This window comes from Prosthecobacter gellanilyticus (genome assembly GCF_007992435.1).
Lineage (GTDB): Bacteria > Verrucomicrobiota > Verrucomicrobiia > Verrucomicrobiales > Verrucomicrobiaceae > Prosthecobacter > Prosthecobacter gellanilyticus.
Genome location: NZ_BKAG01000001.1, coordinates 348,044 through 373,017 on the forward strand (window position 1 = coordinate 348,044; position 24,974 = coordinate 373,017).

A 24,974-nucleotide genomic window follows, 5' to 3' on the forward strand; every position below is an offset into this window, starting at 1 on the left:
TGCACGCAGCGGGACGGGGACACCGCCAAACCATGGCGGGCTACAAGGCAAACATCGGCCCCAAAAGGGTAGAAGCCGGAAAAACCGGTCGCGATATTCCCACACATCCTCATAAAAGCAAGCCCGCAATTGTCCGGCGGCCTTCCACGCGGCTTCCACAGGTGTTGTTAGACTGAACAGCAGCGGAAGGAGTGAGGGTCCGAAAAGCGTTATCTCTCCCCTGACCTGCCCCAGATGTCTCCCCACCGCCCAACGCTCATCTTCCTCCTGACCGCTGCCACCCTGGCAACAGTGCCAGCCTCAGCCCAGGACAAGCCAACCTTCAACCGTGACATCCGGCCCATCCTCTCTGAAAACTGCTTCGCCTGCCACGGCTTCGACTCCAAAAAGCGCGAGGCCGATCTCCGTCTCGACACCCCCGAAGGCGCCTTCACAGAAACCGACGGCATCTTCCCCATCAAACCTGGCGACCTAACCAAAAGCGAGGTCTGGCAGCGCATCATCACCACGGATGAGGACGACCTCATGCCGCCGAAGGACTCGCACAAAAAGCTCACCCAGGCCCAGAAGGACACCCTCAAGCGCTGGATCGAGCAAGGCGCCACCTACCAGAAGCACTGGGCCTTCGAGTCCCCTGCCCTGCCCCCGATTCCATCGGCACAAGCCCCGTCAAACTCGCCCATCGATGCCTTCCTCGCCGCTCGCCAAAATCAGGACCGCCTGAACTTCGCCGACGAAGCCCCCAAGGAAACCCTCATCCGCCGCGTCGCCTTCACCCTCACCGGCCTGCCGCCCACTCTCGCCGAGGTCGATGCCTTCCTCAAAGACACCTCACCGAAAGCTTATGAAGCCATGGTCGACCGCTACATGCAGTCCCCACGCTATGGCGAGGAGATGGCGAAGCACTGGCTGGACGTCGCACGTTATGCCGACACCCACGGCCTGCATCTCGACAACGAACGCACCATGTGGGCCTATCGCGACTGGGTCGTGCGTGCCTTCAATGCGAACCTGCCCTTCGATCAATTCACCGTCTGGCAGCTTGCCGGTGACTTGCTGCCGAATGCCACGACCGATCAAATCACCGCCACCGGCTTCTCCCGCTGCAACGTCACCACCAGCGAGGGCGGTGCCATTGATGAAGAGTATCGTCATCTCTATGCGATTGATCGTGCCTCCACACTCACCACCGCCTGGATGGGCCTAACCGGAGGTTGTGCGCAGTGTCATGATCATAAATACGATCCTCTGACTACCGCTGAGTTCTACTCGCTCTACGCCTTCTTCTACAGCGGCGCCGATCCCGCGATGGACAAGAACATCGCCACCACGGAACCCTTCCAAAGACTGCCGAAGGACAACCAGCAAAAGACGCTGGAAGCCGCCATCCAGGCTGAAGCAGAGGCCTTGAAGGCTCTCGATGCCTCCGCGCAAAACGTCGCCTACGCCGATCCCGCCACGCTCAAGCCAGCCCCTGAGCCGCAACCCTCCACGCAGGTCCTTTTTGACGATGCCTTCCCCATCGGCACTGACGTGCGCAACACCTCCCGCAACCCCAGCGCCTGGGTCTCTGCACCCGACTACGGCACCAAGTCCGGCAGCCGCGTGCTCACCCACACCGGCGGCCAGTTGATGGAAGACGTGATCACCCTGGCCCTCACACCGCTGACCGTGCCCGAGTCCCCGCGCATCAGCGTCTGGGCACGCACAGATCCGCAGAGCCCGCCGCGTGTGCTCAGCATCGTCAGCGGCGGTCGCCGCGTGTTTTGGGGCGAAGAAAATGCCCTCGCAGACATCCCTGCCGGCCCCATCACCCAGGTGACTCATGCCGGACCTCTGCCAAAACCCGGCACCTGGACGCAGCTCAGCTTCGACCCCTCCGTTCTTGAACTTAAAGTTGGTTCGCGCATCAGCACTCTCTCCATCCAGCAGTATGGCGGCATCGTCGCCTGGGACCTGTGCACACTCACGGGCAATCTACGAAAGTCGGAAGACACTCTCGCCTCCTTCAGCCTCTGGTGGAAAGCCGTGAGCAGCGGCAAGAAAGTCTCAGCCGATGTGCCCGCTGACCTGCTCAAGCCCCTGACCACCGATCCAGCCAAGCACACCAAGCTCCATATTGCCGATGTGCGGGCCAAAGCACCGAAACCCGCCGCCCCGCTGACTCCGGAGGAAGAAGCCAAGGCTGTAGCAGCCGCCAAGCGCGAAGCCCAGCCCACGATCGACAAAGAGCGTGAGGCACTACTGGGCTTCTACCTCGCCCGCATTGCACATCCAGCGAATGAGGACATCGCCACCAAGCGCAAAACCTGGGAAGCCGCGAAGGTCGCACGCTCCACCGCAGACTATGCCATCTCCGGCACCTTCGTCTTTCGTGACATGGAGACTCCACGCGAAACCTTCGTTGCCATGCGCGGTCAGTATAATAAGTTAGGCGATAAAGTCGTCCCCTCCACACCCGCCTTCCTGCCCAAGCTCGCTCAAAGCACCGAAAGAGCTTCACGCCTTGATCTCGCCAAGTGGCTCGTGGCACCCGAGCATCCTCTCACCTCACGCGTGACCGTGAACCGCTTCTGGCAGCAGATTTTTGGCATCGGCCTCGTGAAGACCAGTCATGATTTTGGCTCGCAGAGCGAACCCCCGAGCCACGCCGAGCTGCTCGACTACCTCGCCGTCAGTTTCCAAAAGAGCGGTTGGGACATCAAAAGGCTCATCAAAGAGCTCCTCATGACCCAAGCCTTCCGCCAGGACTGTAAAACGAGTTTTCCAACTCGTTCCGGTAGCGGTTCAGACAACGGGTTGGAAAACCCGTTCTACACCGACCCCGAAAACCGCCTGCTCGCACGTGGCCCGCGCATCCGTCTGGATGCCGAGCAGATCCGTGACAACGCGCTCTTCGTTAGCGGCCTCATCAACCTTGAAGTCGGTGGCCGCGGCGTGCGCACCTATCAGCCGCCAAACATCTGGGAACCCGTGGGTTATGGCGATAGCAACACCCGCTACTACCTCCAGGATCACGGCCCGTCGCTCTATCGCCGCAGCCTCTACAGCTTCCTGAAGCGCACCGCCCCACCGCCCTTCATGAGCAATTTTGACGCACCGAACCGCGAGCAAAGCTGCACCCGCCGCGAGCGCAGCAACACCCCCTTGCAGGCCCTTCAGCTCATGAACGACGTGCAGCATTTTGAAGCCGCCCGTGCCTTGGCTGAGCGCACGCTCCAAGAAGGTGGCAAAGACGACGCCGCACGCTTGAACTGGCTCTTCCGCACGGTCCTCAGCCGTGATCCCGATGCCCAGGAATCCACCATGCTCACCGCCGCCCTCCTCAAGCAGCGCGAACTCTACAAAGCCGACCCCGCCGCCGCCGAAAAAGCCATCCACACCGGCGAATCCAAGCCCAAAGGCATTGCATCACCCATTGAAACCGCCTCCTGGACCCTCATGGCCAACTTGGTTCTGAACCTGGATGAGACCGTGATGCGAAACTGACTGCTCCTGTCACTTCCAACTCACCAGGACTCCCCCACTCCACCCCATCGGAATGGGGTGGTACGACTGCTCCCCACGTACAACCCCATTCCAATGGGGTTGCATCCCGATCTTCCCTAGAGTCCGCAGAACTCAAGGTCATCCACGATGAAGCTTCCAGAAAAATCATCCTGCCCCTAATCATCCTGTCTGGTTTAAGGCTCTGTTATTCTCCCAAGATTGACAACACCCCGCCTGTCCGCTTGAACCTTCACCTACTCTTGTTTGTCATCACCCCCCGCATGACCCCGTCTTTCTCCCTCTCCCGCATCTGGACCCTGGCCACCGCCACGGTGACCCAGCTCCTGCGGATGAAGATCATGGCCTTTCTGCTGATCTTCTGCGTCATCGTCGTGGCCGCCGGCTTCGCCTTCCCGGTGATGAACCCTGAGCAGCAGCTGAAGCTGCTCAAAGACGTCTCTTTCGGCGCGCTGCAGCTCTTCAGCATCGTCATCGCCGTCTGCGCCACCGCGCTTCTGCTGCCGCGTGATCTTGAGGACCGCACGCTCTACACCATCCTCTCCAAGCCCGTGCCACGCTTTGAATACCTGCTCGGCAAGCTCTTCGGGGTGCTCATTCTCATCGGCGCCGGACTGCTCATCATGGACATCGCCTTCAGCGGTGTGCTGTGGCTGCGGCAGTCATTTGTTCTGACACAGTCCGTTTCCGCGCTTCAGCAGGAAGGTGCAGCCACTCCGGAAGCCATCGCGCAGTTGAATGCTTTTGTGGGGAAGCAGGGACTCACCTGGAACCTGCACCTCGGTGTGGTGGCTATCTTCTTCAAAGCCGCAGTGATCACGGCCCTGACGCTGATGATCTCCTGCTTTGCCAGCAGCACCTTGTTCACGATTGTGATCTCCTTCTTCGTCACCATCGCCGGACATGGCCAGGGGCTGATCCGCGAATACTTTTTCACCGGGCAGGGAGGTGTGGTCAAGAAAGTCTTGTCCGCGCTTCTGGCCGTTGTGACACCGGACATGGCCGTCTTCGACATCATCGACAACGTCATCAATGGCGAGCTCGTGACGCTCGCGGCCTTTGGCATGATGGCCGGCATCACCGCCACCTATCTCGTGGGTTACTCCGTGGTCTCTCATCTGCTCTTCGTGGAGAAAGAACTTTGACTGGATCTGCTCTGACGACATGAAACGGAAGCTCCAGGCTCTCATCGTGCTCCTGCTCCTCGGCGCAGTCCGCCTGCCCATGGAGCAGTATGTCACGCACTACTACCGCACTACCGGCCTGCTCAGCGCGCCTCTGAGCCTGGGCCTGCGGGACAACCTCAGCCAGATGGGCTTTGCGGCTTCGCTGGGCGGCCTGCGCTCGTTGGTGGCCACGATCAGCTACCTTCGCGCTTATCGTGAATGGGAGAATGTGAACTGGGCCAAGGTGGACAGCCTCATGCAGCTCACCACCAACCTGCAGCCACGCTATGAAAACTACTGGGACGAAGCCGCCTGGCACATGGCTTACAACGCCGCCTCGGCCTACCTCTACGATGAGAAGATCGAGACCGATGTCCGCACCTCACTCTACAAAGAGCATGTCCAGCGGGGCATTGATATCCTGAAAAGGGGCCTGCAGTTCACGCCGGAGAGCGCCCGCCTGTGGAGCACTCTTGGGGACATCTACGCGAACCGAACCGAGAACCCACGTGAAGCCACTCTTGCCGCCGAGGCTTATCTGCAGGTGTTTCGTCTCAGTCGAAACGAGCGCTACGCACGCTTTGCGGCCCACCAGTATTCGCTGACCCCGGACCCCGCCAAATGGCGCAAAGCGTATGACATGCTCTCCGCTTTCTACCAGAAGAAGCGGGTCAGCGCCACCTTGCTCGACGACCTCAAGAAGCTGGAGGTAAAGCTGAACATTCCCTTTCCCCAGCGCATTCCGACTCCCGGCATCCCGATCGAGGCCCCTGCCGATCCTTACACGGGAGTGTATAGGTAGGCAGGCGAGGTCTAACAAAAAGCCCGGAGCTTCACGCTCCGGGCTTTTGATTGATTCACTTTAAGGGATGTAACCGATCACTCACTGAAACTCCAGGCACACACCCTCGGTCGTGCTACGAGCAAACAGATGGTTATACGCCAGCACCGGGTAGCTCCACACCTTGCCGCCGAGCACGTCATCGCGCTTCAGCTCGGTGTATTTGTCAGGCTTGGCCTCGACGACCACCACTTCACCCTTGTCGCTGAGGGCGATGATCTTGTCACCAGAGAGGATGACCTGGCCAGGGCCGAAGCCGCCTTCCTTCCACTTGTCCTCGCCGGTCTTGATGTCCACGCAGGCCAGGGGGCCGTTGCCGTATTCCTTGAAGCTGAACATGCCGTAGAGATAGCCATCTTTGACGACAGGCGTGCTCCAGTGGTTGAAGCACTCGTTCTCGCGACGCCAGATCTGCTCAGCGCTCAGACCGCTGCCGCTCTTGCTGATCTTGAAGGCACCGGCACCCACGCCGTAACCAGCGGAGCAATACACGATGTCCTCATAAACAACCGGGCTGGCCGCAGTCGAAACTTTAAAGGGGAAGGGGGCCCGCCAAAGCACCTTGCCATCCGCAGGCGTCACGGCCACGAGGCCTGTCTGCGTGAAGAAGATGCACTGATGAATGCCATGGATGTCCGCGATGACCGGCGTGGCGTGGGTCATCTTGTCGTCCTCGCCCTTCCAGATGATCTCGCCGCTGTTCTTGTCGAGACCCAGCAGCGCCTGGCCGGAACCACCACCGCACATCATGAGCACATTGCCATCGATGACAGGAGACGCGGCGTTCTGCCACTTGATCTGCACTCCGGCGTTGTCCTTCATCACATCACGGTTCCACACGGGTTTGCCCGTGGCTGCATCAAAGCAGAACACGCCGAGGTTCGCATCGATCGCATACACCTTGCCACCATCCACCACCGGGGAGGAGCGCGGGCCATCACCGCCCTTGTTGTCGTTGGCACCGGCATCACCACCGCCGTCATACTTGTTGATCACAGTCAGCGGCTTCTTCCAGACTTCCTTGCCGTTCTTCACGTCCAGGCAGACCAGCACCTCGCCCACGTTGCCATCGGTTTCACCCGTGACGATCGTGTAAGCCTTGGCACCTGCGACCGCGAAAGAGCTGAAGCCCGCGGGTGTGTCAGCCTTCCACAGGGTCTTCACCTTGGCGCTCTTCCAGTTCGCCACCTTCAGCACAGGGGCCGTGCCGTCGTTGTTAGGGCCGCGAAACTTCCCCCATTCAGCAGGGGCGGCGGTTTGGGCGGAAAGACTGGCCGCGGCGAGCAGCGAGCCACTGGCGAGAAGAAGCGAGGAACGGATCATGGAGGAGGGTGGTATGAGATTTTCCTAACGAGACGGAGCCTCCCAGTCTTGCTCGCACGCATCCGTGGACAAATGAAATCCTCGCCCCAACCAAACATGCTATCCGAGGCATATATATGCTGAGGCTCTAGTTGGCCACCCTCCGCCACCACAGGTAGCCGCGGTGCATGTGCTGGATGTTTTCAAAACCGAGTGCCTTGAGTTTCTCCACCGCTTTGCGGCTGCGATAGCCCCCCGCGCAGTAGACGAGCACGGGTTTGTGGCGGTCTAAAGCACTGACTTGTTGGTCGAAGTCCTCGCTTCCTGTGGAAACATTGACCGCTCCCGGCACCGCTCCACCGGAGAACTCCCGCGCTGAGCGTACGTCCAGCACCTGGGTGTCTGGGTGCTCGCGCAACCATTCGACGGATTGCGTGGCGTCAAGGTTGGCACAGACCCGCCCTGGCTCCGCACGGAACAAGGCGGCATCCCATACAGACTCATAGATGAACCATCCGACGATAGCGGCCACAAACAGTGGGACGAGCCAGACCATGCGGCGGAACATGAAGGAAATCGATCTCAACCGCCAGCGCTCATTGGCCCAAACTGCCGCCAGAACATGATCGCCGAGATCGTCAGCCCGATGAAGGTGATCAAATGCCGCACCCGCTGCGGGGCGATGCGCTGTGAAAAATGCGCGCCGAGGTAGTAACCCACCAGCGCCCCGCTCGTCAGCGCCAGTGCCTGCGGCCAGCTCACCATCCCCGCCGCGATGAACCACGTCGCCGCGATCACATTGATCAGCGAGCCCAGCAGGTTCTTCATCGCATTCATCTCATGGATGTTCGTCATGCCCATGAAGCCAAACGACGCCAGCATCAGAATGCCGATCCCCGCGCCAAAGAACGCGCCGTAAATCGCCACCGGCAGTTGCAGTGCCAAGGAGAACCACGCCGCTTTCGAAACACTCTCCGCCGCATGATTGCGCGAATACTTCCGCAACACGTTCTGCAGACAAAACAGCACCGTCGCAAACAGTACCAGGAAGGGCACCAGCTTCGAAAACTGGTCATCATTCGTCTTCGTCAGCAGCCAGCTCCCGATGGCCGCACCGACCAGACACACCGGCACAAACTGCCACAGCAGCTCGCGGATCGCCTTCAAGTGACCGCGAAAACTCACAATGCTGCCTGCGGTGCCAATCACCAGCCCCACCGTGCTCGTCGCATTCGCCAGCACTGGCGGCGTGCCGCACATCAGCAGCACCGGAAAGGTCAGCAGCGTCCCGCCACCCGCCACCGCATTGATCGCCCCCGCCGTGCAGCCGGCAGCGACAAGCGCAAGAAGCTCGAGGTGGGTCATAGGCAGGTTGAAAGGGCAGGGGACCTTGCCTGCCAAACCCTAACTCCGCCACATCGAAGATACTGCCAAAATTGTCGAGCACAGCGCAGACCCCAAAAAGCCCCAATCTTTCTACCCCTAAATTTTTCTACCAAAACCCATCACCACCCTCTCCGTGTCTTCCCCTCTCCGTGTCTCCGCGTCTTCCCCAGCCCCCATCACTCCCTTCTTGCGTCCTGGGGAAGCGAAGGCAGGTTAAAAGTCCACCCATCATGGCCAAGAAAGCAGCATCCAAAACCCCATTGTCCCTTCACCGCAAACACAGCTCTGCCGTCGTGGACGGAGTGGAGCGCGCAGCCAGCCGCGCCATGCTTCATGCTGTGGGCTTCAAGCGTGAGGACTTCAAGAAGAACAAGATCGGCATCGCCAGCACCTGGAGCATGGTCACCCCGTGCAACATGCACATCGACCGTCTCGCCAAGGAAGCTGCGAAGGGCGTGGACGCTGCCGGTGGCAAGAGCGTCATCTTCAACACCATCACCATTTCCGATGGCATCTCCATGGGCACGGAGGGTATGAAGTACTCCCTCGTCTCCCGTGAGGTCATCGCCGACTCCATCGAAACCGTCGTCGGTTGCGAAGGCATGGACGGCTACGTCGCCATCGGCGGTTGTGACAAGAACATGCCCGGCTGCATCATGGTCATGGGCCGCATGAACCGCCCCAGCGTCTTTGTTTATGGCGGCACCATCCTTCCAGGTTGCGTCGGCGTGGAGAAAAAAGACGCGGACATCGTCACCGTCTTTGAAGCCGTCGGCAAGCGCGCCAACTGCCAGATCACCGACAAGGAACTCATCGACATCGAAGAGCACTCCATCCCTGGTGAAGGCTCCTGCGGCGGCATGTACACCGCCAACACCATGGCCAGCGCCATCGAGGCCATGGGCATGTCCCTGCCAAACTCCGGTGCCCAGGCCGCCGTCTCCAATGAGAAGCTCATCGACTGCTTCGATGCCGGCGCTGCCGTCATGAACATGATCAAGCGCGGCATCACGCCACGGGACATCATGACGAAGGAAGCGTTTGAGAACGCCATCACCCTCATCATCACGCTCGGCGGTTCCACCAATGCCGTGCTGCACCTCATCGCCGCCGCGCACAGCACCGGCATCAAGCTTGGCATCGAGGACTTCGTCCGCATCGGCAAGAAGACCCCCGTGCTCGCGGACCTCCGTCCGAGCGGCAAATACTTCATGAACGACCTCGTGAAGATCGGCGGCACCGTCCCGCTCATGCGCCTGCTCATCGAGGAAGGCCTCATGAATGGCGACTGCCTCACCGTCACCGGCAAGACGATGCGTGAGAACATGAAGAACTCCAAAATCTTCTGGCCCAAGACCCAGACCATCGTCCGTCCGCTCAGCGACCCGATCAAGAAGGACAGCCATCTCGTCATCTTCAAAGGCAATCTCTGCCCTGGCGGCGCCGTCGGCAAGATCACCGGCAAGGAAGGTCTCAAGTTCGTCGGCAAGGCCATCGTGTTCGAGTCCGAGGAAGCTGCGTTGCAGGCCATCCTCAATGACAAGGTCAAGAGTGGCCACGTCGTCGTTGTCCGCCGCGAAGGCCCGAAAGGCGGCCCCGGCATGCGTGAGATGCTCTCCCCCACCTCCGCCATCATGGGCAAAGGCCTCGGCAAGGAAGTCGCCTTCATCACCGATGGTCGCTTCAGCGGCGGCAGCCACGGCTTCGTCGTCGGTCACGTCACTCCAGAGGCCTTCGTTGGCGGCCCCATCGCCGTCATTAAAAACGGCGACCCCATCACCATCGATGCCGTCAGCCGTGAGATCACCCTCGGCATTCCTGCCAAGGAGCTCAAGGACCGCCTCGCCAAGTGGAAGCAGCCCAAGCCACGCTACACGCATGGCGTGCTGGCCAAGTATGCGAAGCTCTCCAGCGACGCAAGCCATGGCGCTGTGACCGACATGGGCCTGTAAAGCGCCTAACCATCGGTTGATTCACAAATCATTACCTCCGAGGGCCTCACGGCTCTCGGAGGTTTTTGTTTCGTGACGGACTGGTTCTCAAAACGAATGACAAAAGACGACCGACGGATGCTCTGCGTCATCCGTCGGTCGTGCACCCCACTCGCCCTGGCATACCGGCCAGGGAAATTTGTCTTTTTAGTTAGGCTGGTTCCTCACTTCTCACTGAATGGCATCATCGGAAGTGAAGAACTGCCGGTCCTTTCCCGCAGAACGGATCTGCCAGTTGTCTCGGCTCAGCGGATGAAAGAAGAAGGGCGTGCCCCAGCGATCCAGCAGCCGACCACCATCATCGATCGCGGAATGATCCGCCGCGATGTAAGTCACCTTGGCCGCATTCTGCCCGCGAAGCTGCTCCACGACCTCCACGTTCTCTCCGCTGATCGGAGGCGCGCCGCCGTTGGACTGGCGGAAGGCATCCAGCAGCAGATGCAGAACCTCAAAGTCATGCTCGATGGTGCTGTCCGGCGCATTGAGCTGCCGGCTGACCTCCACCAGTTCCTGGAGCTGCACTTTCCCCTGGGCATCCGCATGCAGCACGGTCGCATCACCCACAGGTACATTTGGACGCAGCAACGCAGGTTTGACCGGCGTGGTGGAAAACAGACCGGCAAAGGTCCGGTCCACCCCGAGGGATGGACCGGACGCGAGCTGCCAGATCCAGGTCACCACCGCGGCCGTCAGCACGACGACCGCGAGGATGCCTTTTCGCCAGGTGAAGGCGAACTGCTGGCGGGAATGGCTCATAGGAAGCCGAGGTTGGCAGAGCCACCGAAGGGATCATTGAAGCGCCCCAGGTTCGGGAAGATGTCCGGTAGCAGTGCATTGCTGACGCCTAACCATTTGGCTGGCACAGCCGCGTATTGATCCACCGCCGTGGTCGGAATCCACCGTCCACGATTGCTCGTGCCGGCATCCTGGTCCTGGCCGAGCTTCAGGCTTGGGAAGGATCCATAGACCTGGCCGCCATTCACCGCGCCCCCGAGCACGATCTGATGACCGCCCCAACCATGGTCAGAGCCTGCAGTGTTCGGATCTGTGCCATTCGGAGTCAGCGTGCGGGTGAAATCAGAGTGAGTGACCGTGGTCACACTGTCATTCACCCCCAGGGCAATTAGCGTGTTGCTGAAAGCCTGCAGCGCGCCACTGAGCTCGCCGATGAGGTTCGTTTGCGCATCGATCTGATCCTGATGCGTGTCGAAGCCACCAATGCTGGCAAAGAAGATCTGCCGCTTGTTGTTCAGCGTGTTTCGTCCGGCAATGAGCTTGGCGATGGTCTTGAGCTGGTCTCCCAGATTCGTCTGCGCATTGATGAACTGCGCATCAAAGTCCACACCACTCGTCGCCGCTTCAGTGAAGGCCGCGCCCACCAAAGCCTCATTGGCCCGGGAGCGCTTCACCACATTGGCGTGATCACTTTCCAGCAGATGCTGGAAGGTGTAGTTCGTGATGTCATCAAAGGCCTTCAGGCGCTTGCCTTGCAGGGTCGTTTTGTAGCTGCCATCCGTGTTCAGCGCATTGCTGTAGGGTGTGGCATTCGGACCATAACCCTCCAGCGGCACCGCGCCCGCCGTTGTCACGGCATACTGAATCTCATTGTGACCCACCTGCAGGCTGTTGATGCCGGCCAGACTCACGGAGAGTGAGACCTGTCCATCTGCATAACCTTGAGAGGCCAGCAGATCCGCCACGCGGCCTCCCCAGCCGCTGCTGAAGGGCTGGTCAGGCACGGAGCTCTGCCACTGGACCTGCTGGTCCGAGTGGGAGAAGAGCTGCGGCGGCAGCGGCACCGAGCCTGCCTGGAACTGCGCCCGTGTGGTCGGATACAGCAGCGTGCCCACATTGGCCACAAAGGCCAGCTCACCCGAGTTGAAGAGCTGCTGCAAACCCGTGGCCGCCGGATGCACCCCATAGTCACCGCTGCTCGAGGTGAGCGGCAGGGAGGCAGGCTGGCCCGCCACATAGGCAGAGTCCGTCGGATCCAGAATCTTCAGCACACCACGGCCGCTCTTGTAGTCGGCATAGGCAGGATGATTCTTCTGCGGCACCAGCAGGTTGTTCGAGTCATTCCCTCCGAAGAGGAAGAGCACCACCAGGGCCTTGTAGTCTGCCAGCGGACCCGCCTGGGCGAGCGCTGAGTTGACGAGGCGGAGGTGGGCCAGGGTGTTCACCACACCGGTGATGCCCAGGGCCGAGCAGGCGGACTGCCGGAGAAAGCGGCGGCGTGAGGAGGCGAGCTCAAAGTCATTGTGTTTCATAATCGTTGTTAGGTAGAGGTTTCCTGGGGCAGTTACTTTTGATGGATGTATTCCGGCGAGGCCACGAGCAGGTAGAGCAGCTCCTTCACCCGTGCGGCGCTGGTGGGCGGGCCTGGCAGCGTGGACACCGCCTCCAGGATGATGCTGCGCGGATTTGGCGTGGCTGCGGACGCGTAGCGTTCCTTCAGATTGCCGGAGGTGAGCACCACATCCAGCTGGTCCAGCACCGTGGTCAGCGCCTCGGTGACGGTCTTGCCATTGGTGATCTCGCTGTCGTAGAGCTGCACGAAGGCCGTGCGGTCCAGCTTGATGTTGTCCTCCAGCGCATCGGTGGCACCGAAGAGCGGATTGCCGTTCTGGCCGTTGTCCACATGCGTCTGTGTGTAGTGATAGTTGATCACACGCACCACGCTCGTTTCCGTGCTGAGCTGCAGTTCTGGAGCCACCAGGCCTGCCGCGGCCACATCACCACCTGGGTTGAAGTCCGGCAGGAACCAGTTGAACACGCTCGGCGCGGCCTGCGGTGTCTGGCCCAGCGTGGCATCCGTGTCACCGAAGCGATAACGGGTGGTGCCAGTCGGGAAGTTATTGAGCTGCGCGGCAGGATAACCAAAGCTGGAGAGCGAGGTCAGCGGGATGTCCGAGGTGGCACCCACGGCGCGCAAAAGCTGCACGTAGCGGATGATTGGCTCCTTCTGCTTGCCGTAACCAACATTGCTGATCACATCGAGGCTGCGGGCTTCATAATCCGTGAGGATGGCGCGAACGACGGCCTTCAGATTGCCACGCACTCCGCTGCCATTGTCCTCAAACTTCTGAGCCACACGGTAGATGTAGCCATTGCTCGGGTTCGAGGTCACCAGACGCTGGATGAGCAGGCGGCTGATGAACGGCGCGATGTTCGGATGAGCGAAGATGATGTCGAGCGCGGCGGTGAGATCCTGCTGGCCATTCAGACCAGCGGCGATGTTGCTGCCGAGCACCGTTTTCGCGGCGGTGTCATGATAGGCGGCGAAGTTCTTCAGCGGATTCGTCCATGAAGCCTGGAAGTAGGCGGGGCCATTGCCCTGGAAGAAGTTCGTGTTGTCCTCCACAGGATACCCATTGCCCGCGCTGCCATGCTTCTTGCTGAAGCTCCAGCCAGTGAAGACACGGGCCAGGTTCGTGATGTCATTGTTGCTGTAGGTCTGGATCGGCAGACCATCGGAGCCCAGCTTCAGGGTGCCGTCGGGATGACGGGCCACGAGACCGATGGAGAAGAGCTGCAGGATCTCACGAGCATAGTTTTCATCCGGGCTGAAGAGCACATTGCCCTGACCATCGAGCACCGTCTTCTGGTTCTGCAGGTGGCTGAGATACTTGCCCTGGATGGGGCTCTTGCTCACCTCTTCGAGCAGCGTGCGGTAGTTGCCATCTGCACGTGTGGCGAGGAGGTCATAGTAGTTTGCCAGACCGTAGTGGCGCTGACGCAGCGTGGTCAGTTCTTCCGAGGTGACCAGGATCTGGCTCAGCGCAAAGGCCACGCGCTGACGCAGCTGGTCATGCGCCTTCGTGGAGATCAGCCACCAGGCGCGGCGGCGGTTGTGATGACGAGGCTCCTCGTTGTTCACGAAGTTACTGGGGGAAGTGCCGCGCAGATCCCACTCTTCCGCGTCCGCCGCCTGGGTGTAGTCGAGCAGCTTCGTCTGATCGAGCGCGAACTGCGCATCGATCCAGGCATTGTATCCCGCGATGCGGTTGCCGCTGTGCGTGGTGTTGATGGCATTCACCAGCGCGGTGATCTCGGCCTGGGTTGGGCCATAGGTCGCCTGGGTGAGGAAGCGAGCCACATCGCGTGTCAGCGCATCACCCGTGAGTGTTGGCAGAGACGGTGGCGCTGGCGGAGCTGTGAAGCCCGTGGAGCCAGTCTGGCGTGAGAAGATGCCAGTGATCTCACCTGCGGGATAGTTGCCCGTGCCGATGTTCAGATACACCCACTTGCCACCGTTTTGGAAGAGACCTTCGATCTGATCCTGGCCGGTGATCGCGCCGACTTGAGTGAGGCTCCAGGTTTCGTTCGTCACCTGGCCGATCGGCAGCGTGGGCCGCAGCTCAGGTCCGACACCGGAGGTCACGCCATAGCGGATGTAGGCATTGGTCTGGTTTGAGGTCAGGCCGCTGAAGCTGAGGTTCACACGGGCTGCATTCTTCGGACCATTCAGGTAGAGTGTGGCAATGCCAGAAGCAAAGGTGTTGGCCGATCCCTGTTTCGTCAGGAAGGCGACGAAGAGCTGCTCGTTCGCCGCGATGTGCGAGGCATCGTTGACGTTCACCGTGGCCACGCCGGGCGATCCGAGAACATACTTGCTGTTAGTGCTCAGCGTGAGGTTCACGGTTTCAGGATACTCATTCACTGAGTCCGTGACCGGAACAATGACCACATCATTGGAAGCGGCATTGAAGCCGATGGTGATGCCACCGCTGAGCGCACCGCCGCTGTTGTTCTGCACCAGATAGTCCGTGGTGATCGTGGCACGGCCGCTGAGCGTGAAGTTCACGGTCACTGGCACCGTGCCGCCTGTGCGGTTGATGCGGAACTTCGCCGCAGTGCCTTCCAGTTCGAAGCCATCCGCCACCAGAGGTGTCACCGTGATGGTGCCGCCGCTGTCAAAGCTGTTCGGATTCGTGCTGTAGGCATACTCATTGATGTTTGTGATGCCGTCTCCATCTGGATCCAGCGTGGCATCCGTCGCGTTGGAGGGGCTCAGCCCGTTCGCCACTTCCCAGGAATCCGGGAGACCATCCTCATCAAGGTCGACCGCGCCAGCGATCGCGAGATAGCCCGCGCTCTCGGCAGCATGCGTGGTCTCAGCATTCAGCGAGACTTCATCCTGCGCGCGCAGGTCCACTTTGTTGTGAGCCAGATTGCGCTGACGTGGCACCACAGGGTCGACTTCATTGCGGGTCTGGAAATCGGCGAGCAAGAAGGCATCCGCCAGCTTGCGGGTGAAGTTCACCGCCGTGAAAGCATCCGTCACGGAAGCTGTGGTGGCATTGGCCTCGAAGAGGAATTGGTTAGACACCAGACGTCCGCTGCCTTTCTCAACCGCCAGGTAGTGCACGGTCTCGCCGGCATGCGTTTGATTCGCCGCCTCTTCTTCATCCAGCTTCAGGGTGAAACCGGTGCTCGTCACATTGTAGATGCGCTCGATCACAGCGCTCGTCTCAGCCGTGGTCGCCACTTGGCCGAGCACCACAGGCGCTGCGGTGAAGGCTTCCGCAAAGGTGCGTGCAGCAGCGGTGTTCGTCACACCGGTCACACGGTTGAACTGCCAGCGCAGGCCGCCGATCACATAGTTACCCTGCTCACCCACGATGTAGTGCAGAGTCTCTTCCGGATGCGCACCACCGAGGTAGTCCCAGCGGTCCACCTGATACTCAAAGCCGGTGGTCGTCACATTGCGTACACGCACTGCCGCAGGCTGGCCATTGTTCTGGGTCAGCGGGCCAAAGACCACCACGGGTGTGGTGTAGGTCTTCGCAAAGGTCACCGGTGTCCAGGTGGTTGCATTCGTCTGCGTGTGCACCAGCTCGCCGACTTCCAGCTTGGATCGCAGCTCACCGAGCGACTCACCGAGCACGAGGTAACCCACATCCTCAGCGGCGTGGTTCGTCTCAGTGGCGCTGGACTGCTCTTCCTGCAGGAAGATCTCCGCACCTGTGTTGGTCAGATTGCGCTGGCGAATGGTGATGGGATCACCACCGTTCTGCGTCAGTGCCTGCGCGAAGAACAGCGGCTGCCGGTAGGTGGCACCGAAGGCCAACGTGCTCCAGGCATGGGTCACGCTCGCTCCCGTCTTCGCCACTTTGAAGGCAGCACCATCGAGCGTGCCCGTGCCGGTCGCGATCGCGATCCAGCCCACGGACTCGCCAGACAGCGTGGCAGTGTCCCCCTCCTGCGCTTGCAGCTTCAGGCCGAAACCGGTGGTCGTCACATTGCGCACACGGGTGGTCAGCGCCTTCGCATTCACCACGGATTCCGCCTGGGCCAGCACCACGGGAGCAGCCCCGAAGGTGATGCCGAAGGCTGCCGTCTGCTCGGTGTTAGTCACACTTGTGGTTCGGCCCGCACGCCAGGTCACGCCACCGAGAGTGTGCGTTCCAGGCTCGAGCGCCAGATAATGCACACTCTCGCTGCCATGCACTCCGTCGAGGTAGTCCCACTCGTCCAGTTGATACTGGAAGCTGGTGGTGGTGACGTTGCGCACTCGCGTGGTCACGGCCTCCGCATCGTTGTAGGTCTTGGTCCCCAGCACGACCACGGGAGCCGTGCTGAAGGGACTGGCGAAGTTCACCGTCCGCCACGTGGTGGCATTCGGCTGGTTGTTGGTGAGCACGCCGGACTCATAAGTCGCGGCGAGTGAGGTTGCCGTCGTCAGCGCAATCGCTGGGAGGATGAATGCGGCCAGCAAGGACCGCTTTGGGTGGACTGATTTCATGGTTGCTAATGCAAGGGTGTGGACATGGACTGCCCTCCTTGAGTGAAGGGTCGGTCGATCAGGTGCCTCCAGCGGTCGCTGGTGGGCGGGGAGGATGCGCGCCGGGCTCGTGGGTGCCTCCAGCATGCGGATGCTGGTCGGTGGCCGGGGTGGGTGGCGAATCCGAAAGTGTTGTTGGTTAGGTCAGGCGCTCAGCACGACCTTGGACTGCTCGTCATGCCGGAGGATGCTGAGGATGTGATGCACATGCGCGATGACATCATTCGCGCTCTCCGTCTCGCTGCGGAACTCATCGTGCGAAGGGGCACCTTTGGTGCTGGAGATGCTGATGGAAGCAGGGCGAAAATCGATCTGGCCTGGCAGCCTGCCCTGAAAGGAAAAGGTGCCGGAGATGCGAATCTGAAAGGGAGCCCGCACCTGCTGTTTCAAAGGAGTGACACACAGCTGCACCGGGCGGCCAGAAAGCGATTGAAGCGGCTGGCTCGGAGTCAGGATCAGCACTTCATAGTCGGGCGCGAGCTTCCGCAGGCTCTTCTTGAACTCGTCCAGTTTCATCCATGAGGTGACCGGTGCCGGATGAGAATCCTGAAGCATTTGCTCAAGCAGCAACTCGCGGGCGATGGCCTTTTGCAGGGTGTTCATGGGGGGAGGTGTTTGAAGATGATTCCGAGGAAGATCAGACATAATCATGTGGAACTGGCCTTCCTTCGTGGGATGAGCCGCAAACCGCAGGTCGCGACGGGTTTCCTGTTTGGGGATCACCTCCTTCATGACGAAGGATGCTCGCAACGCTTATATCATATTGATCCGGTAGGATTATGGGCGCAAGCAAAAAGATGGTCTCCTTGCGAGAGATTTACAAATCGGCCTCAAGCGCGACGGATCGAGCAGACTACTTCGCCAGTGCCTCATCAAACCTCGCGATGAGTTCCGCGCTATCCTCGAGACCTGCTGACACGCGGATCAAATGCTTCGGCACACCGCAGCTCGCGGCCCAGGCCAGTTCATCATAGTGCGCGAGCAGCGTGTAAGGGCACACCAAGGTAAAGTTTGTCCCCAGGCTCGGTCCCTTGCACACACGCAGTGCATCATAAAAACGCTCGCTCGTGTACTCAGCATCCTTGAGCAGGAAGGAGAACAGGCAGCCATGACCACCGCCTTCACGACGGATGAACTCATAGCCTACACCACCGTCCTGCTTCGCATGCCAGACCTTCTCGACCTTCGGATGCGAACTCAGATACTCGGCGAGAGCCAGCGCATTGCGGCTCATGCCTTCGGCACGTTGCACGAAGTCGCGGCTGTTCCGTTCCAGCGCCACGGCATCACCACGCCAGAGAATGTGGTCCGCGTTTTCCGTGAGGAAGGCGGAGAAGGCCGCATGATGCGGCGAGGCGCGGTTCAAGATGACACCGCCTGCAAGCACATCACCCTCACCTGAAAAGGTTTTGGTTAGGCTGGTGGTGGTGAGGTCGGCCACCTTCAGCGCATTCGCATGCACCACCGTGGAGATGGTGTCATCGATGATGATTGGCACACCGGGCTGCGACTGCGCACGGATGGCGAGCAGTCGCTCAAGATCCACACAGCGGAGCAGGGGATTGCTCGGCGCTTCGCAGAAGAGGCCCGCGATAGGCTCGGATTTCAGCAGTGTTTCCAGCTTGCCATATTCCTGATCATCAATCATCGGCAGGAAGTGCGCTCCGCTGCCAAACATCTCCTGCAGCTTCAGCACATCCACATACGGGAAGTCGAGCTGCACCGTTTTGCGCCCCGGGAAGAGCGTGGTGAGCATACGGTGCACCGCAAAGTTCGCCGCCATGCCGGAAGGGAAAAGAAACACATCCTCCGCCTGCTGGCCGGCAAGCTCCGCCAGCCGCTGACGAATCGTTTGGTTGGCCGCTAGGCCTTCGGCTTCTGTCGCCTCGGTCTTGCGTGTGCCCAGTGTCTCACAGGCCTGACGCGTGCTCACGATCTCACCGCAGAAGCGCCAGAAGCGACGAGCCTTCACATAGGCATCAGCCGGGAACACGACCACGCCCAGTCCATCGCGCCAGGTTTCCGCACGCCCCGTGAATCCATCACGCGCGATGAACTCCACGCACCTCTGCGCATGCAGCACTTTCGGGGACACCAGGCAGCGTTCACCTTCGTGGGCGAGATCCTTTTCCGCTGCTGCAAAAAGCTGGCTAACCGCAGGCGGGCAGCAGAAGCGCGGATACCCCGAGCGAAATTTGGAAACGATCTCCTGATCCCCCTCCTCATAGCCAATGACATGCTTCCACAAAGGCAGGCTGACACTGACACCGAACTCGTCATCAGGCAGCGGACTGCCCAGCGAGTCGGCCTGCCAGAGAGGGTGGTTCAAGAGGTCGGACATGGAGGGGCATCTTCGTTAAAGGGACTTCGGCGAGTTGGCAAGATGCGGTTCAGCCGAGCCCGTTTTCCAGTATGGTGGAAGCCCTAGCGGGGTGAGACAAAAGCATTTGTTCCGGGAACTCTGTATTCACAACGGGGTGTTGTCACTCCGGATCCAGGTTGGCGAGGAATGATCCCCCTCGCTGAACCTAACATACCAATGATCATACCAATCCGGGTGATCTCCCGGCGTCTGGTCGCCAGGCACATGCAGCCGGTGGCCGGTGGAAAAGATGATGTCTAGTTCACCATCCTCTTGGGCGCGTATGGATTCCACGCTTGAACCCAAAACCGGGCGGAAGTGCTCCCACCAGCTTTGTTCGAAAGCCTGAAACTGCTGTTCGTCAGGAATCGGATAGCTCGCAGAGTCCGTGATCAAGGTTTGCCCAATGCCAAACTGCCAGGGAGGATCGATCCAAAGATAGTCACCCTTCTTCCTGTTCTCACTCCGATGCAGTTTGATTGAATTGCAAGCCAGGGTGAGAGACCATGGATGGCCGATCCACTGATGCAGTTTTCCACCATCGCGCCGGTAGTCGTTGGCAGACATTTTACCCGCACTGCGCCCGCTGCCGCAGGAAATGGTCCGCCAGCACCAGATGCACCATGGCCTCGACCATCGGCACGGCTCTCGGCAGCACGCAGGCATCATGGCGACCGCGCGCGGCCAGCGTGGTTTCCTGCTTATCATTCGTCACAGTGTTCTGCTCGCGCAGTACGGTGGCGGTGGGCTTGAAGGCCACACGGAAGACGATCTCCTCGCCATTGCTGATGCCACCCTGGATGCCGCCGCTGCGATTCGTGCGGGTGCGGACGTTGCCGCCATCCATGTAAAACTCGTCGTTGTGCTCCAGGCCGGTCATGAGCGTGCCGGAGAAACCGCTGCCGATCTCAAAACCCTTCGTCGCAGGCAGGCTCATCATGGCCTTGGCCAGATCCGCCTCCAGCTTGTCAAACACCGGCTCACCCAGCCCTGTCGGCACGCCACGGACCACGCACTCGACGACTCCGCCGACGCTGTTGCCCTCGCTGCGCACCTTCTCGATGAGCTCGATCATGCGCTCTGCGGCTTCAGGATCACAGGTGCGGACGATGTTGGACTCGATGCCCTCGGCCGTGAGATTCGCCGGAACCTTCGCCTCGATGTCCTTGATGGTCTTCACATAGGCCAGGCACTCGTAACCCGGCACGCTGTGCTGCAGCACCTTGCGCGCGATGGCGCCTGCGGCGACTCGGCCGATGGTCTCGCGGGCGCTGGAGCGACCGCCACCGGACACCGCACGGATGCCGTACTTGGCATCATACGTGTAGTCCGCGTGGCTGGGGCGGTAGGCCTGCTGCATCTCCGTGTAGGCGGAGGGGCGCTGGTCGGTATTGCGGACAAAGAGACCGATGGGTGTGCCCAGGGTCTGGCCATCCAGCACGCCGGAAAGGATCTCGGCGGTGTCGTCCTCCTTGCGCGGAGTCACGATCTTGCTCTGGCCCGGGCGGCGGCGGTTCAGCTCATGCTGGATGTCTTCCACCGTCAGCGGAATACGCGGCGGACAGCCGTCCACGACAACCCCGACGCCGGGGCCATGGGATTCACCCCAGGTGCTGATGCGAAAAAGTGTGCCGAGACTGCTGGACATAAGTCCTTTAGATAAACGGAACCCGGCCCTGTGCAATCAATCCATGCCATCAATGGCAGCCAGTGCTGTTCAGGCGATTTTAGGCCCGCCCCGGGTCACACCTCCACCGGATGCTCCGGAGTCGGCAGCACCAGCTGATACATTGCCAGATCCAGCCAGCGGCCAAATTTATACCCCGCCTCGCGAATCTGCCCGCAAGGCGTGAACCCCGCCTTCTCATGCAGCGCGATGCTCGTGGCATTCTGCGCATCGATGACCCCGATCATCATATGAAAATCCTGGCCCCTGGCGCGCTCGATGAGCTTCTGCAGCATCAGCTTCCCCAGGCCCCGGCCCCGAAAGCGCGTATCCACGTAGATGGAGTGCTCCACGCTGTATTTATAGGCCGCATGAGCCCGCCAGGGTCCATAACTGCCAAAAGCCATCAGCTCGCCCTTCTCATCCAGCACCCCGATCACCGGCAGGTTCTTCTCCTCCTTCACCTCAAACCAGGACTCCATGTACTCGCGCGAGCGCGGCACATAGTCGTAAAGCGCCGTCGAGTTCACGATGGCTTCATTAAAAATGGCACGGATGGGCTCGAGATACTCACGCCCGCAATCAATCCAGGTCATGCCCTCAGGCTAGGCGGCCCATCTTCGGCTGGCAATACTAGTGTCACTTTCCCTTCACCTCGAACCGCGGATCCTCCCACTTGAAGGCCGCTCGCTTGCCCATGAGCAGGTCGTAGATGGTGTGGTTCGTCTTCATCATCTCCGCCACCATGTCCTTCCAGGGACGGTCCGCCACGCTGATGAGACCGGTGTTGTAGCTCTCGCCATTGTACTTGCTGAACCAGCGGCCCGTGGTCGCTTGGTCCACCAGTGTGAACCACTCGATGCCGATCACAAAACCTAGCGCGGCACTCTGCTCGACGTAGTTGCGATAGGCCAGACCACGTTCCTGCTGGCTGCTGACCTCACGTCCGCCGATGAGCCCGCTGTCCTTCGGTGAAGACCAGAAGAACTCGCTCAGCATCATCGGCTTGCCACCGGTCCATTCATGATAGCGCTTCAGCGCCACGGTATCGACGCCTAACGTGTAGTAGTTGTAGGACACCACATCGAGGTGCTTGCCCATGATGCGGCAGAGCTGCTCGTCCTCGATCGTGATCGGCTGCAGGCGGCTGCCGATGAGCAAATGATTCGCGTCATGCTGGCGATATAGCTTCTCGATCTGAGCAAAGTAGGTCTCGAGGAACTCACCGACAAACGCCTTCACATCCGCCTTCGCTGCATCGGTGGTCACGGCCAGACCCGCGTCCAGCAGTTCCTCAAAAGAGCCCGCCTTGGCGTGCCAGGAAGTGTTGTAAGCCTCCACCGTCTTATACTTGTCCTTCAACACAGCCACCAGGCGCTGCTTGCAGGCATGCTTGCCCGGTAGTGAAGGGATCACGCGCGGCAGTTCGTCATAACGCGGCTCGTTCACAATGAACCAGCCAATCAGCAGCGGATCATTCGCACGCTGCGGCACCTCGCGGGCGATGTTCTCCGCCAGCTTCGCCGCCGTGGCCGCATCATATGGATCCCACACCTCATGCGCCCCCGGAATGCGCGGCACACCTTCCCACTCATTGATCGGCAGATGGGTCACATAGGGGAAGCTCGCCATCACATGCGCGGATGACGGGATCGGACTGAAGGCACCGATGGAATTGAAGCCCCACTTGCGCACACGCTCGATCATCCGCGCCGCATGAGTGTCATAGTCATAGGCCGAACCAAATTTGCGGATGACATTCGAGAGATAGAAAGAGAAATGCGCATCGCCATCCCCCGGACGGAAGGCGCTGGCATATTCACCCTCGGCCTTTGGGAGCCATTCATAGATGCCTTCACGACCTTTGACATAGGTGTAATCATCGTTAGGAGCGAAGCCGCAAAGACCGAAGTGGAAAAACGCATTGCCCTCCGGATCCACCAGCCACCACTTCTCCTGCTTCTGCTCCACGTGGAAGAAGCCCGTCTTCTTCAGCCCCAGCGCCTCACCGCTGCCTGGCTGGCCGCCAAACGTGTCCAGCTTCGGCGTCTCGATGCCCGCATAGTAAACTTTGTCCACCTCCACATCGGCCTTTAGATCTTCGAGACTCTTGAGCTTGTTCGGGAACGTGTCCTTCAAACTCTGTCCGAATGGATCAATGAGCTTCGCCACCGATGCGAGATCCGAGGACACCTTGATCTTCGCCGTCGGATGATCGGCATTGTAAGGCACCACAAACATCCAGTGATACACCGCCCAGTTCCATTCGCGGTTATCCGTCAGTTGTTGGAACGCATAGTCCGGCGTGGTGAAGCTCACACTCTGCCCCTGCGCATTCTTCACCAGAAAGCTCGTCGCGTTCAGGCTCGCGATCTGCGGCGGCGTGGACTTCTCCGCCGGAAACACCCCCTCCTTCTCCGCGATCTTCCACGAGCCACCCTTGGCAAACCCGATGTCGATCAGCGTCGTCATCTTCCACGACTTCACATCCGCCGGGATCCCCTTGAAGCTCACCTCGATCTCATCCTTCACCACCGACACCGCGCACTCCGCCCCACCTTCATAGCGCACCGTCGCGCTTGAGCCCGCTGTCTTCACCTCGATCTGCTTGTGCACAGGCCCCTGACTGCCATCGACAAACTCCGGATAAGTCAGAATAAAGCTCCCCAAACTCCCCGCGCCGACTTCAACACCAGCGCCGGTGGTTTTCAAATCAGCGGCGGAAAGAGATGACGTCAGGAGAGCTAGGCCAAGGCAAAGAAGCGTGCGGAGCATGCTTCAGATTGGATGGGTGCCCGCGAACGTGCAACATCGAGAAGAGCACCTCACAACCAAGCCTTCCGCCGGAACCAGATAAACATCCCGGTCACGATCCCAAGACACAGTGTCCAGAATCCGATGGGGTAGCACCAGGGATACGCCCAGGACGCCTTGACCTCCGGCATGTGCTCAAAATTCATGCCAAACACGCCCGCGAGGAACGACAAGGGCATGAAGATGGTGGCGATGATGGTGAGCACCTTCATGACCTCGTTCATGCGGTGGCTCATCGCGTTCATATAAGTCTCGGTGAGGCCGATCGCGACCTCGCGGTAGGTTTCCATGAGGTCGATGACTTGCACGCTGTGATCGTAGACATCGCGAAGGAACAAGGAGGCCGTGGTGGAGAAGTTCGCATGATCCACGCGCTGCAGGGCATGGACCATCTCGCGCATGGGCCAGAATTCGCGGCGCAGCAGAAGCAGCTCATGCTTCACCTGATGAATGCGGCGGATGACTGCGGGCGTGGGCCGGTCCAGCACCTCGGTCTCGATGTCCTCCAGCCGCTCGCTGTAGTGCTCCATGACCGGAAAGCACTGGTCCACCACGGCATCGATGAGCGCATAGAGGAGGAAGCTCACATCATTCGTGCGCAGGCGTGAGCCATCTCGCAGGATGCGTGTGCGCACAGCATCCCAGACATCCCCATGCGTCTCCTGAAAGGTGAGAAGGGTGTGCTGGCCGAGGAAGAAGCAGACCTGCTCACAGTGGAGTTGCTTCTCCACCAGGAAAATCATGCGCGCGAGAATGAAGAGGCGCGAAGGCATGTCTTGCATGCCTGGATAAGACTCGATCTTCGGCCGCGTGCCAGGATGCACGAGGTCCTCGATGGCCAGCGGATGCAGGTCATACTTCTTCGCTAGCGCATGGATGATGCGCATGTCCGTCAGGCCATCCACATTGATCCAGCGCACCGTGGCCCACTCGGGACGGTGACAGGAAAGGAAGTCATCCACATCCAGCACGTCCACCGCCTGCACCTGCGAAGGCCCGTAGTCGATACAGGTCAGCACCACGCGCTGCGGCCCGCTGGGCATCTGCTGGAGCTGGTCCAGTTCGATGCCAGATGCCTTCCCCGGCTGCGGATGATGCAGCCGCGGCATGCCGAACTTTTTCTTGCCACGCGAGGAGGAGCCGAACATGCCAGAC

General features: G+C 60.2%; 17 protein-coding genes. 4 read left to right on the forward strand and 13 right to left on the reverse strand.

Features of this window, described 5'->3' with window-relative positions:
- Positions 1-234 precede the first annotated feature (234 nt).
- The 3 genes from BGE01nite_RS01325 (at position 235) to BGE01nite_RS01335 (ending at position 5,475) form a co-directional block, all read left to right on the forward strand.
- Complete coding sequence (locus BGE01nite_RS01325) at positions 235-3,489, forward strand: PSD1 and planctomycete cytochrome C domain-containing protein (protein WP_146848447.1); 3,255 nt, start codon at positions 235-237, stop codon at positions 3,487-3,489.
- A gap of 281 nt (positions 3,490-3,770) precedes the next feature.
- Complete coding sequence (locus BGE01nite_RS01330) at positions 3,771-4,652, forward strand: hypothetical protein (protein ID WP_146848448.1); 882 nt, start codon at positions 3,771-3,773, stop codon at positions 4,650-4,652.
- Positions 4,653-4,671: 19 nt separating this feature from the next.
- Positions 4,672-5,475, forward strand: a complete 804-nt coding sequence (locus tag BGE01nite_RS01335; RefSeq protein WP_146848449.1) for a hypothetical protein — start codon at positions 4,672-4,674, stop codon at positions 5,473-5,475.
- 81 nt (positions 5,476-5,556) lie between these two features.
- Here BGE01nite_RS01335 and BGE01nite_RS01340 read toward each other — a convergent pair whose 3' ends face one another.
- The 3 genes from BGE01nite_RS01340 to BGE01nite_RS01350 all read right to left on the reverse strand — a co-directional run bounded on the left by BGE01nite_RS01340 (position 5,557) and on the right by BGE01nite_RS01350 (position 8,181).
- A complete protein-coding gene (locus BGE01nite_RS01340) occupies positions 5,557-6,837 on the reverse strand; it encodes a PQQ-binding-like beta-propeller repeat protein (RefSeq protein ID WP_146848450.1) in 1,281 nt (426 codons plus the stop codon).
- A 127-nt stretch (positions 6,838-6,964) separates the two neighbouring features.
- A complete protein-coding gene (locus BGE01nite_RS01345; RefSeq protein ID WP_146848451.1) occupies positions 6,965-7,402 on the reverse strand; it encodes a rhodanese-like domain-containing protein in 438 nt (145 codons plus the stop codon).
- The gene (locus tag BGE01nite_RS01350) at positions 7,399-8,181 is read right to left on the reverse strand and encodes a sulfite exporter TauE/SafE family protein (protein ID WP_146848452.1); all 783 of its coding nucleotides are present in this window, start codon (positions 8,179-8,181) and stop codon (positions 7,399-7,401) included. The genes BGE01nite_RS01345 and BGE01nite_RS01350 overlap by 4 nt, the downstream gene beginning before the upstream one ends.
- Positions 8,182-8,432: 251 nt before the next feature.
- Between BGE01nite_RS01350 and ilvD the strand changes: the two genes are divergently transcribed.
- Complete coding sequence (gene ilvD, locus BGE01nite_RS01355) at positions 8,433-10,154, forward strand: dihydroxy-acid dehydratase (protein ID WP_146848453.1); 1,722 nt, start codon at positions 8,433-8,435, stop codon at positions 10,152-10,154.
- Between the two features lie 210 nt (positions 10,155-10,364).
- Here the strand turns inward: ilvD and BGE01nite_RS01360 are convergent, their stop codons facing one another.
- From BGE01nite_RS01360 to corA, 10 genes are all read right to left on the reverse strand, one after another.
- On the reverse strand, positions 10,365-10,949 hold the full coding sequence (locus tag BGE01nite_RS01360; protein ID WP_146848454.1) for a hypothetical protein: 585 nt from the start codon (positions 10,947-10,949) through the stop codon (positions 10,365-10,367).
- Positions 10,946-12,460, reverse strand: a complete 1,515-nt coding sequence (locus BGE01nite_RS01365; RefSeq protein WP_146848455.1) for a DUF1501 domain-containing protein — start codon at positions 12,458-12,460, stop codon at positions 10,946-10,948. The genes BGE01nite_RS01360 and BGE01nite_RS01365 overlap by 4 nt, the downstream gene beginning before the upstream one ends.
- A 32-nt stretch (positions 12,461-12,492) precedes the next feature.
- Positions 12,493-16,938: a DUF1800 family protein gene (locus BGE01nite_RS01370; RefSeq protein WP_170266516.1), complete on the reverse strand. Its 4,446-nt coding sequence runs from the start codon at positions 16,936-16,938 to the stop codon at positions 12,493-12,495.
- Between the two features lie 183 nt (positions 16,939-17,121).
- Complete coding sequence (locus tag BGE01nite_RS01375; protein ID WP_146848457.1) at positions 17,122-17,580, reverse strand: hypothetical protein; 459 nt, start codon at positions 17,578-17,580, stop codon at positions 17,122-17,124.
- A gap of 250 nt (positions 17,581-17,830) precedes the next feature.
- Positions 17,831-19,318, reverse strand: coding sequence for a PLP-dependent transferase (locus BGE01nite_RS01380; RefSeq protein WP_146848458.1), 1,488 nt, complete (start codon positions 19,316-19,318; stop codon positions 17,831-17,833).
- 126 nt (positions 19,319-19,444) lie between these two features.
- Positions 19,445-19,906, reverse strand: a complete 462-nt coding sequence (locus BGE01nite_RS01385; protein ID WP_146848459.1) for a hypothetical protein — start codon at positions 19,904-19,906, stop codon at positions 19,445-19,447.
- A gap of 1 nt (position 19,907) precedes the next feature.
- A complete protein-coding gene (gene aroC, locus BGE01nite_RS01390; RefSeq protein ID WP_146848460.1) occupies positions 19,908-20,987 on the reverse strand; it encodes a chorismate synthase in 1,080 nt (359 codons plus the stop codon).
- A gap of 95 nt (positions 20,988-21,082) precedes the next feature.
- Entirely contained in the window at positions 21,083-21,601 is a 519-nt protein-coding gene (locus tag BGE01nite_RS01395) for a GNAT family N-acetyltransferase (RefSeq protein ID WP_146848461.1), read from the reverse strand.
- Positions 21,602-21,644: 43 nt separating this feature from the next.
- Complete coding sequence (locus BGE01nite_RS01400) at positions 21,645-23,780, reverse strand: alpha-amylase family protein (RefSeq protein ID WP_146848462.1); 2,136 nt, start codon at positions 23,778-23,780, stop codon at positions 21,645-21,647.
- Positions 23,781-23,830: 50 nt separating this feature from the next.
- Positions 23,831-24,967, reverse strand: coding sequence for a magnesium/cobalt transporter CorA (gene corA, locus BGE01nite_RS01405; protein WP_218032869.1), 1,137 nt, complete (start codon positions 24,965-24,967; stop codon positions 23,831-23,833).
- Positions 24,968-24,974 lie beyond the last annotated feature (7 nt).

Excerpts from the sequence above, each read along its gene's own strand:
- BGE01nite_RS01325 (WP_146848447.1), top strand. The coding sequence starts at position 235 with ATGTCTCCCCACCGCCCAACGCTCATCTTCCTCCTGACCGCTGCCACC.
- BGE01nite_RS01330 (WP_146848448.1), top strand. The coding sequence starts at position 3,771 with ATGACCCCGTCTTTCTCCCTCTCCCGCATCTGGACCCTGGCCACCGCC.
- BGE01nite_RS01335 (WP_146848449.1), top strand. The coding sequence starts at position 4,672 with ATGAAACGGAAGCTCCAGGCTCTCATCGTGCTCCTGCTCCTCGGCGCA.
- BGE01nite_RS01340 (WP_146848450.1), bottom strand. The coding sequence starts at position 6,837 with ATGATCCGTTCCTCGCTTCTTCTCGCCAGTGGCTCGCTGCTCGCCGCG.
- BGE01nite_RS01350 (WP_146848452.1), bottom strand. The coding sequence starts at position 8,181 with ATGACCCACCTCGAGCTTCTTGCGCTTGTCGCTGCCGGCTGCACGGCG.
- ilvD (WP_146848453.1), top strand. The coding sequence starts at position 8,433 with ATGGCCAAGAAAGCAGCATCCAAAACCCCATTGTCCCTTCACCGCAAA.
- BGE01nite_RS01360 (WP_146848454.1), bottom strand. The coding sequence starts at position 10,949 with ATGAGCCATTCCCGCCAGCAGTTCGCCTTCACCTGGCGAAAAGGCATC.
- BGE01nite_RS01365 (WP_146848455.1), bottom strand. The coding sequence starts at position 12,460 with ATGAAACACAATGACTTTGAGCTCGCCTCCTCACGCCGCCGCTTTCTC.
- BGE01nite_RS01370 (WP_170266516.1), bottom strand. The coding sequence starts at position 16,938 with ATGAAATCAGTCCACCCAAAGCGGTCCTTGCTGGCCGCATTCATCCTC.
- BGE01nite_RS01375 (WP_146848457.1), bottom strand. The coding sequence starts at position 17,580 with ATGAACACCCTGCAAAAGGCCATCGCCCGCGAGTTGCTGCTTGAGCAA.
- BGE01nite_RS01380 (WP_146848458.1), bottom strand. The coding sequence starts at position 19,318 with ATGTCCGACCTCTTGAACCACCCTCTCTGGCAGGCCGACTCGCTGGGC.
- BGE01nite_RS01385 (WP_146848459.1), bottom strand. The coding sequence starts at position 19,906 with ATGTCTGCCAACGACTACCGGCGCGATGGTGGAAAACTGCATCAGTGG.
- aroC (WP_146848460.1), bottom strand. The coding sequence starts at position 20,987 with ATGTCCAGCAGTCTCGGCACACTTTTTCGCATCAGCACCTGGGGTGAA.
- BGE01nite_RS01395 (WP_146848461.1), bottom strand. The coding sequence starts at position 21,601 with ATGACCTGGATTGATTGCGGGCGTGAGTATCTCGAGCCCATCCGTGCC.
- BGE01nite_RS01400 (WP_146848462.1), bottom strand. The coding sequence starts at position 23,780 with ATGCTCCGCACGCTTCTTTGCCTTGGCCTAGCTCTCCTGACGTCATCT.
- corA (WP_218032869.1), bottom strand. The coding sequence starts at position 24,967 with ATGTTCGGCTCCTCCTCGCGTGGCAAGAAAAAGTTCGGCATGCCGCGG.